The sequence below is a fragment of the Spirillospora sp. NPDC049024 genome (assembly GCF_040649235.1).
In the GTDB taxonomy this organism is placed as follows: Bacteria; Actinomycetota; Actinomycetes; order Streptosporangiales; family Streptosporangiaceae; genus Spirillospora.
In genome coordinates, this window is sequence record NZ_JBEZFD010000012.1 from 1 (window position 1) to 12351 (window position 12351).

At 71.1% G+C, this 12351-nt stretch carries 7 protein-coding genes; 4 read left to right on the forward strand and 3 right to left on the reverse strand.

Annotated elements, in window-relative coordinates:
- Positions 1–131: 131 nt before the first annotated feature.
- A complete protein-coding gene (locus AB0C21_RS22445) occupies positions 132–4004 on the forward strand; it encodes a DNA-directed RNA polymerase subunit beta' (RefSeq protein WP_149259611.1) in 3873 nt (1290 codons plus the stop codon).
- Positions 4005–4172: 168 nt separating this feature from the next.
- On the opposite strand, the gene AB0C21_RS22450 is transcribed toward AB0C21_RS22445, so the two are convergent.
- A complete protein-coding gene (locus AB0C21_RS22450) occupies positions 4173–7556 on the reverse strand; it encodes a DUF4132 domain-containing protein (protein ID WP_500206644.1) in 3384 nt (1127 codons plus the stop codon).
- A gap of 746 nt (positions 7557–8302) precedes the next feature.
- Between AB0C21_RS22450 and AB0C21_RS22455 the strand changes: the two genes are divergently transcribed.
- Positions 8303–8464: a hypothetical protein gene (locus tag AB0C21_RS22455; protein WP_500206646.1), complete on the forward strand. Its 162-nt coding sequence runs from the start codon at positions 8303–8305 to the stop codon at positions 8462–8464.
- 431 nt (positions 8465–8895) lie between these two features.
- Here AB0C21_RS22455 and AB0C21_RS22460 read toward each other — a convergent pair whose 3' ends face one another.
- Positions 8896–9774 (reverse strand): helix-turn-helix transcriptional regulator, encoded by an 879-nt coding sequence (locus AB0C21_RS22460; RefSeq protein WP_500206648.1) that lies wholly within the window; start codon positions 9772–9774, stop codon positions 8896–8898.
- 146 nt (positions 9775–9920) lie between these two features.
- Here AB0C21_RS22460 and AB0C21_RS22465 point away from each other — a divergent pair, with 146 nt between their 5' ends.
- The gene (locus AB0C21_RS22465) at positions 9921–10838 is read left to right on the forward strand and encodes an NADP-dependent oxidoreductase (protein WP_500206650.1); all 918 of its coding nucleotides are present in this window, start codon (positions 9921–9923) and stop codon (positions 10836–10838) included.
- Between the two features lie 372 nt (positions 10839–11210).
- Positions 11211–11624, forward strand: a complete 414-nt coding sequence (locus tag AB0C21_RS22470) for a hypothetical protein (RefSeq protein ID WP_500206652.1) — start codon at positions 11211–11213, stop codon at positions 11622–11624.
- Here AB0C21_RS22470 and AB0C21_RS22475 read toward each other — a convergent pair whose 3' ends face one another.
- Positions 11625–11903 (reverse strand): hypothetical protein, encoded by a 279-nt coding sequence (locus AB0C21_RS22475; protein ID WP_500206653.1) that lies wholly within the window; start codon positions 11901–11903, stop codon positions 11625–11627.
- Between the last annotated feature and the right edge of the window lie 448 nt (positions 11904–12351).

Sequence of the window (12351 nt, forward strand, 5' to 3'; positions counted from 1 at the left end):
GTCCATCGAGATGCGCGACACCGACGAGGACGTCTTCCGCGCCGCGGAGGAGCTCGGCATCGACCTCTCCCGCCGTCCGAACGAGGGCGCGATGAGCGTCGACGAGGTCTGAGAACTCAAGGGGAAAACAGTTGCTTGACGTCAACTTCTTCGACGAGCTTCGCATCGGTCTGGCGACCGCCGACGACATCCGCCAGTGGTCGCACGGCGAGGTGAAGAAGCCGGAGACGATCAACTACCGGACCCTGAAGCCGGAGAAGGACGGGCTCTTCTGCGAGAAGATCTTCGGTCCTACCCGCGACTGGGAGTGCTACTGCGGCAAGTACAAGCGCGTCCGGTTCAAGGGCATCATCTGTGAGCGCTGCGGCGTCGAGGTGACCCGCGCCAAGGTGCGCCGTGAGCGGATGGGCCACATCGAGCTGGCCGCGCCCGTCACGCACATCTGGTACTTCAAGGGCGTCCCGTCCCGGCTCGGCTACCTGCTGGACCTGGCCCCGAAGGATCTCGAGAAGATCATCTACTTCGCGGCCTACATGATCACCAGCGTGGACGCCGAGCGGCGCGACCGCGACCTGCCGACGCTGGAGGCCCACATCTCCGTGGAGCGCCAGCAGATCGAGCAGGCCCGCGACGCGCAGGTCGAGGCCCGCCAGCAGAAGCTGGAGGGCGACCTGGCGGAGCTGGAGGAGGCCGGCGCGAAGGCCGACCAGAAGCGCAAGGTGCGCGACGGCGCCGAGCGGGAGATGAAGCAGCTGCGCGACCGCGCGCAGCGCGAACTCGACCGCCTCGACGAGGTCTGGAGCCGCTTCAAGAACCTCAAGGTCCAGGACCTCGAGGGCGACGAGCTGCTCTACCGCGAGATGCGCGACCGCTTCGGCAAGTACTTCGAGGGCGGCATGGGCGCCGCGGCCATCCAGGCGCGGCTGCAGAACTTCGACCTCGACGCCGAGGCCGAGAAGCTGCGCGACATCATCCGCACCGGCAAGGGCCAGAAGAAGGCCCGCGCCCTCAAGCGGCTGAAGGTCGTCTCGGCGTTCCTCAACACCCGCAACAGCCCGCTCGGCATGGTGCTGGACTGCATCCCGGTCATCCCGCCGGACCTGCGTCCCATGGTCCAGCTGGACGGCGGCCGGTTCGCCACGTCCGACCTGAACGACCTGTACCGCCGGGTGATCAACCGCAACAACCGGCTCAAGCGCCTGCTCGACCTCGGCGCGCCCGAGATCATCGTCAACAACGAGAAGCGGATGCTGCAGGAGGCCGTCGACGCGCTGTTCGACAACGGCCGCCGCGGCCGCCCGGTCACCGGGCCCGGCAACCGTCCGCTGAAGTCGCTGTCCGACATGCTCAAGGGCAAGCAGGGCCGGTTCCGGCAGAACCTGCTGGGCAAGCGCGTCGACTACTCCGGCCGCTCGGTCATCGTCGTCGGCCCGCAGCTGAAGCTGCACCAGTGCGGCCTGCCCAAGCAGATGGCGCTGGAGCTGTTCAAGCCGTTCGTCATGAAGCGGCTGGTCGACCTCAACCACGCGCAGAACATCAAGTCCGCCAAGCGGATGGTCGAGCGGGCCCGCCCGGTCGTGTGGGACGTGCTGGAAGAGGTCATCACCGAGCACCCGGTGCTGCTGAACCGGGCGCCGACCCTGCACCGGCTCGGCATCCAGGCGTTCGAGCCGCAGCTGGTCGAGGGCAAGGCCATCCAGATCCACCCGCTGGTCTGCACCGCGTTCAACGCGGACTTCGACGGCGACCAGATGGCGGTGCACCTGCCGCTGTCCGCCGAGGCGCAGGCCGAGGCGCGGATCCTGATGCTGTCCACCAACAACATCCTGAAGCCGTCGGACGGCAAGCCCGTCACCATGCCCACCCAGGACATGGTCATCGGCCTGTACTGGCTGACGACGCAGAAGGACGGCGCCACGGGCGAGGGCCGCGCGTTCGGCTCGATCGGCGAGGCGATCATGGCCTACGACCGGCACGAGCTGGACCTGCAGGCCAAGATCCAGATCCGGCTCAAGGACGTCCCGCCGCCGCGCGGCTGGAAGGCGCCCGAGGGCTACGAGCCCGGCCAGCCCTACCGGCTGGAGACGACGCTCGGCCGCGCCATGTTCAACGAGACGCTGCCGGACGACTTCCCGTTCGTGGACGACGAGATCGGCAAGAAGCAGCTCTCGGCGATCGTCAACGAGCTGGCGGAGACCTACCCGAAGGTGGCCGTCGCCAACGCGCTCGACGCGCTCAAGAGCACCGGGTTCCACTGGGCGACCAGGTCCGGTGTCACGATCGCGATCGACGACGTCATCACGCCGCCCAACAAGGCGGAGATCCTGGGCGGTTACGAGCAGCGCGCCGAGAAGGTGCAGCGGGAGTTCAACCGCGGCCTGATCACCGACGACGAGCGCAAGCAGGAGCTCATCGAGATCTGGAACAAGGCCACCGCGGACGTCGCGGTGGACATGGAGAAGGCGTTCCAGAAGGACAACCCGATCTGGATGATGATCCAGTCGGGCGCCCGAGGCAACCCGCTCCAGCTCCGCCAGATCGCCGGTATGCGCGGCCTGGTCTCCAACCCCAAGGGCGAGACCATTCCGCGTCCGATCAAGTCGTCCTTCCGCGAGGGCCTGTCGGTCGTCGAGTACTTCATCTCGACGCACGGCGCCCGCAAGGGCCTGGCCGACACCGCGCTGCGCACCGCCGACTCGGGTTACCTGACCCGGCGCCTGGTGGACGTCGCGCAGGACGTCATCGTCCGCGAGGAGGACTGCGGCACCGACCGCACGATCCCCTTCGAGGTCGCCGACCGCCTGCAGGACGGCACCCTGGTCAAGCTCGCCACCTCGGAGACGAGCCTGGTCGGCCGCACCATCGCCGAGGACGTCGTGGTCGACGGGACGGTCATCTTCCCGGCCGACACCGACCTGTCGGACGCGGTCGTGACGCGCCTGGTCGAGGCCGGGGTCGAGAAGGTCCGCACCCGCAGCGCCCTGGTCTGCGAGGCCAAGATCGGTGTCTGCGCCGCCTGCTACGGCCGCTCGCTGGCCACCGGCAAGCGGGTGGACGTCGGCGAGGCCGTCGGCATCATCGCCGCGCAGTCCATCGGTGAGCCCGGCACGCAGCTGACGATGCGCACCTTCCACACCGGCGGTGTGGCGGGCGGCGACATCACGCACGGTCTGCCGCGTGTCCAGGAGCTGTTCGAGGCCCGCATCCCCAAGGGTGTGGCCCCGATCAGCGAGGTCGCCGGCCGCGTCAAGATCGACGAGACGGAGAAGGCCCGCAAGGTCGTCATCGTCCCGGACGACGGCTCCGACGAGATCGCCTACCCGGTGCCGATGCGGTCCCGCCTCCTGGTCAAGGAGGGCGAGCCCGTGGGCGTCGGCCAGCAGCTCATCGCGGGTGCGATCAACCCGCACGAGGTGCTGCGCATCCTCGGCCCCCGCGCGGTGCAGCTGCACCTCGTCCAGGAGGTCCAGGAGGTCTACCGGTCGCAGGGCGTGTCGATCCACGACAAGCACATCGAGATCATCGTGCGCCAGATGCTGAAGCGGGTGAACATCCTGGAGTCGGGCGACACCGACCTGCTCCCGGGTGACCTCGTCGAGCGTCCGATCTTCGAGGAGACGAACCGGAACGTCGTGGCCGAGGGCGGCACGCCCGCCGCCGGCCGCCCCGTCCTGATGGGCATCACCAAGGCCTCGCTCGCGACCGAGTCGTGGCTGTCGGCGGCGTCCTTCCAGGAGACGACCCGGGTGCTCACCGAGGCCGCGATGCACGCCAAGAGCGACCCGCTGCTCGGCCTCAAGGAGAACGTCATCATCGGTAAGCTCATCCCGGCCGGTACCGGCATGCCGCAGTACCGCAACGTCCGGGTCGAGCCGACCGAGGAGGCGAAGGCGGCGGTGTACTCCGTCGGCTCCTACGACGACGGCGCCGAGTACGCCTTCGGCCAGGGCTCCGGCGAGGCCGTCCCGCTGGAGGAGTACGACTTCGGCCAGTACAACCGGTAAGCAGTACAACCGGTAAGCAGTACGACCGGTAAGCAGTACGACCGGTAAGCAGTACGACCGGTAAGGGCACAGAGGGCACGCACGGAAGGCCGCCTCCCGCACCACGCGGGGGGCGGCCTTCCGCATGTCCGGCACGAGCGGGATTCCGCATGTCCGGGACGAGCGGGATCAGGTGATCGACGCCAGGTCGGCGATGACCTCGGATGCGGTGACCTCGTCCAGCTCGGCGAACCGGTGCTGGGAGCCGGTGTTCCAGTGCAGGAAGTCGCCGGGCTCGTCGGCGAGCCACACCGTGCGGAGATTCTGGTCCTCGTTGCCGTCGGCCCAGCCGACCTGGATCCCGGGATCGAGTTCGACCACGACATGCAGGCCGCCAGGGACGGCACGGGAGATCCAACGTTCGGTGCCGTTGTCCATGGGGGTGCCGCGCCGCCAGCCGCGCCGCTCCAGCCCGACCACCTTGCCCCAGGGGGCGGTGAGGCCCTCGAACCGCGCGAGCCGGACGTCCTGCCGCTCCTCTTCGGTGAGCCGGTGGACGTCCCTGCCGAGCTGCGGGAAAGGCTGCATGATCTCGTAGTCGGCGAAGACCTCCGACCAGGCGGCGAGCGCGTCGCCGAGCGCCAGGGGATGCGCCACCCCGACCCGGGCGCCGTCCGGCAGGACGAAATCGCCGTCGTCGACATCGGCGAAGGATCGGTCCTCCGCAAGCCGGAACGCGATGACTGGGACGTTCGTCTCCGTGTCCGCGCTGGGTTCCGCGAGCCAGAGGAGGCGTCGAGTGATGTGCCACATCAGCGGGTGGTCGACCAGCAGCGTGCGGAACTCGGCCGGCGCCCACCGGCGGCCGGTCACCATCGCCAGCTCCAGCCGCCGGACCTGGTTCGGCATGGTCGCCCGGACGTCCTTCTTGAACTGCGTGAATGCGGCGTAGGCGGCGGGGGCGAGGTCCGGGTCGTCCTTCGCGCCGGGCTTGGGGAGCGCGGCGCGGCGGCGGCCGTCCTCGTCCGACACGACCGGTTTGAGCTGCTCGTCGAACCCGACCACGAAGCGCCGGGGACCGTAGTCGAGCGTCATGCCCCCGTCCGCGTCGAGGCCGATACCGGGGACGAGCCTGTCGGCGAGCTGCTCGCCGCTCAGCCCGAGCCGCGCGGCGACCTCCTGGATCTTCTCCTCGGCCCGCTTCTTGATCGCCTTGAACGGGGCCCGGTGCGAGATGCCGTCGAGCAGCATCAGCGAGGTCTCGGTGCCGATCATCGCCAGCACGTCCAGGCCCTTGACCGCCTTGTGGTGGCCGTTCTCGCCCGGCCAGGCGCGGATGGCGGGGGTGAGGCGCCGCGCGGCCTCGTCGTCGCCGAACCACCCGACGGCCGTCAGCGCCCACGCGTCCTCGGCCCGTTCACCGAACCGGCGCCACCGCTCGAACAGCGCCCAGGCGAACACGGTCAGCGAATCGGCGTCGCACGCGTCCCGCACGGCTTCCAGGCCGGGGTGGGGGTCGTCCGGCGGCGACATCGCCAGGATCGTGAGCAGATGCCGGACGGCGGTGACCGGCAGCGCGCGTCCGCCGTCCGCCAGCCGCACCCGGGGCAGGACGGCCGGGTCGGCGAACGGCCCGATCTCCGGGATCTTCCGCGGGACGAGCTGCTCGGGGTCGTGGTCGAGCGTCATGTCCAGTGCCGCGCCCGCTTCGGGACGCTGGTCGCGGGCGATCTCGACCACGGTGTCGCGTCCCAGGTCCCGGGCGAGGAAGGTCAGGGCGTACTCGGCCGCGTCACGCCGCTTGCCCGGCTTGCCGAACGCGGCCGGGAGCAGCAGCCGCACCGCCTGGGGGCCGTGCCTCCGCAGCCACGCCTCCGCGTGCTCTTTGCCGGTCCTGCCGCGCAGCAGCCAGCCGGCGACCAGTTCGGCGACCGGCTCGGCGGCATACGGGACGACCACGTGCCCGCAGCTCCCGGGCTTGCTCCGGGCGCCCTTCACGACGGCGGTCAGCGCGTCCAGGCCGAACCGCTCGGCCAGAACCGGCACCCACCTTTCGGGCTCCTGGTAGGTGTCGTAGCCGTCCTTCCGCAAAGCCCAGCCGGCGACGAGGTGCCGGACCTGCTCGGCGGGACCGAAGCAGAGCAAGGCCACCTGTTCGAAGCCCCTGAGCCGGCCCGTTTCGAAATCGGCGATCCGCTGGTCCCACGGCCCGCGCACCTCGCCGTCGTGACTCCACCCATAGGGGACGGGGAGCGCCAACTCGCAAAGGGTGTCGCGCCCGTCCTCGGCCCAGACGATCGACGGTTCGGGCGCGGACAGCCCCGTGATGACCACCGGCTCCGGCCGCTCCCGCTTGCGGGCCCACGGCGGGTCCACCAGGACGACCGGCAGGTCCGCGGGGTCGGCGTCGGCAATCGTGTCGAGCCCTGCCGCGATCTTTTCGACCGCCGTCCGGACCTCTTCAGGAAGCATCGGCAGGGCCGCCTTGACCATGTCGAGATTGCCGCGCACGTGCTCGTCGAGCAGCTCCGCGACCCCTGCCGTGTTCGCTTCTGCGGCCAACTCCCGCACCGCCCGGACCGGGAACCGCTTCATCGCCTTCATCAGCTCACCGCTGACGTGCGGGTTGGAACGCCTCTGGAGCAGCGCGCGGAAGGCCTCATCGGACGGCAGGACGCCCAGCACGTCCAGCAGCGCGTCCCGCCGCTGCGAGGAGTCGAGGTACTCGTCCAGCGCGGGGACCAGGAGCGGAACGGCGGCCGGCCCGAGACCGTCGGCGAGCGCGTGCAGGTTCTCCGGCTCGTAGCAGTCGGCTGCGGTCAGCCAAGCCCGGGCGCCGAGCAGCTCAAGGTGTGCGGACGTCCCCAGGCACCGGAGGAGCACATGACGGGGGACCCCGTCAGGGTGCCGGCACAGCTCGCTCACCCAGTCGTCGCGCGTCGGGACCAGGTAGGCGGTCAGGAGCCGCTGCCGGACCGAGACCCGCCGCTCGGCGAGCCTCTCGACGGCCTCGGCGTACTGCTCCTCGGTCACGGCGGCCAGCAGGGAGCGCACGCGCAGCGCTCCGTCCGGCAGGCCTCGGACAGGGCGCACGCCCGGCGCGACCGCGCGCACGATCCTGCCCCGCCGTCCGTCCAGCATCTCCCCGTCCGGGCTCGACTCCAGTCCCCATCGGTCGGCGAGCGCGCACGCGGCGAACGCGACGCCGTGCTCGAAGGCCCACGCGTCCACGTACCGCTGGTGCTCGCGCCCCCAGACCGACTCGCCCGCCGTGATCAGCGACAGGACGGCCGCGCCGCACGGGTCGGGCTCCCCGCCGAGATGGGCCCGCGCCGCGGCGGCGAGCTCCGGCGCGGTTCCCGGGTCGCCCAGGGTCCGCTCGATCTCGTCCCGCGCCTCGTCCACCGCCCGCGCGACGGCCTTGCTCGCCGCCGCATCGAGCGTGATCCCCGGACCTGGCGCCCCATCGCGCCGCGGATGCAGACCGCCGCGCCAGCGCTCCGGCATGATCAGGACATCTTCGTCGGGGAGAGCCGCATGCGGCTTGTCGATCACGGCTGCCTTGTCGATCATGGCCGCGACGCTAACAGCGACGCCCGACACCGGCGGTGCGCTCAAGCGGTTCGCCGGCGCGAGCCGACCGCAGGGATGACGCCGAGGACAGCGAGGACGACCCCGACCGCCGCAGCCGCACACCCGGCGATCCTTCCCCGGCGATGAAGGCATCGGGTACCCAGGCCAGCAGCGGTCGCAGCTGACCCGGGCCGCCCAGCGGCACGCGAGCGAGAAGGGGGGAGCACCCGCCGCCACCCAACCGCCGGTCACTGCGAGGTGGACCAGCGCGGCGGCGGACCAGCGCCTCCATCCGGGTCAGGGCCGACGCCCGGATCCAGGCCCGGATCCAGGCCCGGATCCAGGCCCGGATCCAGGCCCGGATCCAGGCCCGGGTCCAGGCCCGGGTCTAGTGCGGGGTCCAGGCCGGGGTCCAGGGCGGGCCCCAGGGCGGGGGTCCAGGCCGGGCCCCAGGGCGGGGGTCCAGGCCGGGGTCCAGGCCGGGCCCCAGGGCGGGGGTCCAGGCCGGGGTCCAGGCCGGGCCCCAGGGCGGGGGTCCAGGCCGGGGTCCAGGGCGGGGGTCCAGGCCGGGATCCAGCGCCGGAGGCCCATCGCACGGGTCCTGGCGGAGGCGCTGGCCGAGTTCCTCCCCCTGGACGCATGCCCAGGCGGGCGCCGCGACGGCGGCGGCCGGTGCGGGGGGCCTGGACGACCTAGTTCCGCCCCGGCGTGCCTGCCCGCCGAGCCAGCGCGCCAGCCGCGCGGTGGTGCGGGCAGCGTCCCCACCGGACGGGCGCGGGCGCCGGCGAGCGACGCGCCGGGCCGAGTCCCGGGTCGCCAAGGCCTTCGCCGGGCGCGCACTCGACGCCCCGGCCCTCGCCGAGGTAGACGCCGCGACCGCCCGCGCGCCGCGCGCCGAGATCGCCTAGGCCGTCCACAACGGCAAGGAGTGCGAGGATGCCGAGGCAGACCGGGACCCGGGGCCAACTGCCGTCCGATTCGCCGCCGTCACCGAAGGGCTCGCGACGAAGCTTTGCCCGCGACCCGGACGCGCTGGACGGCGCCCGTACGCCCAACCACGCCGCGGCGAGCCTGGACCCGGGGGCCGACCGCCGTCCGCCCTGCCCCGTCTGCTTCGCCGCCGTCTGCTTCGCCACCGTCGTCGACGGGCTCGCGACGAAGCTTTGCCCGCGACCCGGACGCGCTGGACGGCGCCCGTACGCCCGACCTCGCCACGGCGGTCAGCGCCGTGTTGGTCAGCGCCGCGTCGGTCAGCGTCGCGTTGGACCTCGTAACCGATCTGGCCACCGTCTTCACCGGCGAGTGCCGGCGGTACGCCGACCGCCGACCGGCGCGCGGCCTATGCGGGGGCTCCGCTTTCCTCCGCCCTCGCCGCGGCGGTGCCGTGCCGGTGCTGCGGGCCGAGGAGGCGCAGCATGTCCAGCGGCTCGGTGCCGCCGGGCGGCGGGGTGAAGATCCGCAGGCGCTGGTCCGCCGCGGGTGTCGCCAGCAGTTCGCAGTCGAACTCGATCCTGCCGAGCTCGGGATGCAGCAGCCGCCACGGGTGCGACCTGCGCACCGCGACCTCGTGCCGGTCCCAGAGCGCCGCGAACTCCTCGCTGGCCGCGCGGAGCCGGGTGACCAGCGCGCGGGACGCGGCGTCGTTTCCGCGGCGGGCCACCGCGGCGCGCAGGTCGGCGACGAGCTGCCGGGCCTGCTCCTCGCGATCCTCGTCCGCGAAGTGGCCTCGGACGTCCGGCTCGGTGAACCAGCGCAGCACGACGTTGCGGTCCTCGGCCGCTACCGTGCACACGCATCCGAACAGCGCCTGCGCCATGTCGTTCTGCGCCAGCAGGTCGCCGAGATCGCTCAGGACCTGGACCGGCACGTTCTCCAGTCGGTCGAGCAGGTACAGCAGGCTCGGCCGCAGGTACTCCCCGGCGCGCGCTCCCTCCGGGGGACGGTGCCCCGCGAGCAGGTACAGGTGGTCCCGCTCGTCGGTCGTCAGCCGCAGCGCGTGCGTCAGCGCGGCCAGGATCTGGACCGAGGGTTGCGGGCTCCTGGCCTGTTCGAGCCGCATGTAGTAGTCGACCGACATCCCGGCGAGCGCCGCGACCTCCTCGCGGCGCAGGCCCGGCGTGCGCCGCCTCGTCCCCTCGACCAGCCCGACGTCCCGTGGAGTCAGCCGCCCCCGCGCCTGGCGCAGGAAATCGGCGAGGTCGTCGCGGTGCATCCCCATATCGGCAGTGATACCACTGTTCGTCCACCACATCCTCGGACCGTTGATCCTAGGGAAACCGCTCCGTTCCTCCGCCGCCGGGACGAAGGCACGCTTCAAGGCGCGGCCATCCGGCATGTCGAACGAGGAAGAGCGGTGATCACGCGATGAAGGCGGTGCGGTTCCACGAGTACGGCGGGATCGATGTCCTGCGGGTGGAGGAGGTGGAGCGTCCGGTGCCCGGTCCCGACCAGGTTCTGGTCGAGGTCCGCGCGGCGGGGATCCAGCCCGGCGAGGCCATGATCCGCTCGGGCGGGCTGCATGAGCGCTGGCCGGCGACCTTCCCTTCCGGACAGGGCAGCGACCTTGCCGGAGTCATCGTGGAGGTCGGATCGCATGTGCGCGGCTTCGCGGTGGGCGATGAGGTCCTCGGCTTCACCCACGACAGGGCGAGCCACGCGGAGTTCGTCGCGGTGGACGACGTCCGCTTGACCCCGCGTCCGAAGGGCCTGTCTTGGGACGTGGCCGGATCGCTGCACGTGGCCGGTGCCACCGCCTACGCCTGCGTATTCGCCGTCGACCCCGGCCCCTCCGACACGGTCGTGGTCTCCGGCGCGGCCGGCGGCGTCGGCTCCCTCGCCGTCCAGCTAGCGCGGCGGCGCGGTGCCACGGTGATCGGCCTGGCGAGCGAACCGAACCACGCGTGGCTGAAGGAGCACGGCGTCATCCCGGTCGAGTACGGGGACGGCGTGGCCGAACGAATCCGGCAGGCCAGCGGCGGGAACGTCGACGCGTTCATCGACACGTTCGGGATCGGCTACGTCGAACTGGCGGTGGAACTGGGCGTGCGGCCCGAGCGGATCAACACGATCCGCGACTGGGCGACAGCGGCCAAGGTCGGCGCGCAGACCGTCGGAGAAAGCGGCGCGGCGTGCGCGGTCGTCCTGGGCGAACTGGCCCGGCTGGCCGCCCGCGGTGAACTTGAGGTGCCGATAGCCCGCGTCTACCCCCTGGACCAGGTGCAGGACGCCTTCCGCGAGTTGGAGCAACGCCGCACCCACGGCAAGATCGTCCTGCGCCCCTGAGTAATCAGGTCAAAGGGTGAAAGCGCTAGGACGGCGGGACCGGATGGCCTGGCAGCCCTATGATCGAGCGGATCAGAGCCGCAGGAGCCGCGACATGGGCGATGAGCGCTTCGAGTTTGGCGATGACCGACAGGGATCGACAGCACGAGGACAGTCAGGCTGCTCCATGTGCCGATGAACTGGGCAAAGCAGTGCGTGAGCGGCGCCTAGAGCTTGGGATGACTCTGCTGGAACCGGCGTGCCGGGACGCATGATGCCGTCCGCCCTATCGCGATGTGAGGCGGTCGGTGCAGAGCCCGTCCTCCGACTTGTCGACCGATTGGCGCATGCCTTGGACACCACCGTTGCGGTGCCCTCCGTCCCGGATATGGCGTGAAGCCCCTTGATGCGGCTGGCGGCGGCCCGAAGGACTTGGCCGCCGCCGCGCGGGATGACGCTGGTTCTCGCCAAGTGGTGAGAGAGATTCAGCGTCTGGCGATGAGACTCGCAGACGGGGAGCCCGACGTCCGTGAACTGGCGGCCGCCCATCTCGGGGACCTGCTAATCGGCGCGTGCAAGACCGGCCGGGACGCGTCCTCGATAGTGCTCCCGCTCATGGAAGCGCTCGTAAGAGAGAACGATTCGCTGGTCCAAGAGGAGATCGCCCATTCCTTGGGACATCTCGTCGAGTACGGCACCGTCCCCCAAGCCCTCGTGGAGCCCCTCCAGGAGTGCTTGCCAGGCCTCTCCAGAGAAGCCGCCGCCTACCTCGCCGACCTTCTCGAAGCCGCCCGCTGGGATGTCTAATCAGACTAGCCGTTTCAGAAATGTGGATCCCTTTCGCAAGGTGTGGCAGCTCACCAAAGTGGACGTGCACATCTGGTCTCTGAGAAGGTCGCCGACCACCTTGGCGGCACCATCGGTGCCGTCACACAGATGCAGCCAGCAGCGCCGTCCGAGCCGGGCGCCGTGGTAGGCCCATGCGCTGCCCGACACCGGCAGCGCGCTCACCGCGATGCTGACCTCCTCGGTCCCATCCCCGTAGACCTGCAGAAGCGGGACGGGCGCGGGCCGGTAGAGCTTCACGAATCTCCAGCCCCGGCTTGAGCGCCAGCCCCGCGCGCCGAGCGCCAGCCCCGGCTTGAGCACCAGCCCCGCGCGCCGTGGGCCCGCCCCGCGGTCTGAGGTTCAGCCCTGGGGCCTGCCCAGCCTCGCGGCCTTCTGAGGCCAGTCCTGAGGCCTGACGCAGCCAAGGGGCCCTTAGCGCCAGCGCGAGCAACTCCAGGTAGGGGCACGCGCTCTTCCGCCCCCGCCGCGTTCGCTCCCGTCACAGGAAGTGCTCAAGGTGCGCATTCAGTAGTTCGCCCAAGTGGCCTACCTCCTCCACCAGCAGCGGCGTCTCCCACCCGACGGCGAGTGATGAGACGAGGTCCCCCACCTGCCCTTGGCCGCAATACCCGGGTTGAGTGGCCGGGTGGGGATGCTGGGTAGGGCCCATGGGGTAGGGCCCATCGGGTAGGGCCCATCGGGTAGG

Bases quoted from the DNA above. Each gene is read 5' to 3' on its own strand.
- AB0C21_RS22450 (WP_500206644.1), bottom strand. From the start codon at position 7,556: ATGATCGACAAGGCAGCCGTGATCGACAAGCCGCATGCGGCTCTCCCC.
- AB0C21_RS22460 (WP_500206648.1), bottom strand. From the start codon at position 9,774: ATGGGGATGCACCGCGACGACCTCGCCGATTTCCTGCGCCAGGCGCGG.
- AB0C21_RS22465 (WP_500206650.1), top strand. From the start codon at position 9,921: ATGAAGGCGGTGCGGTTCCACGAGTACGGCGGGATCGATGTCCTGCGG.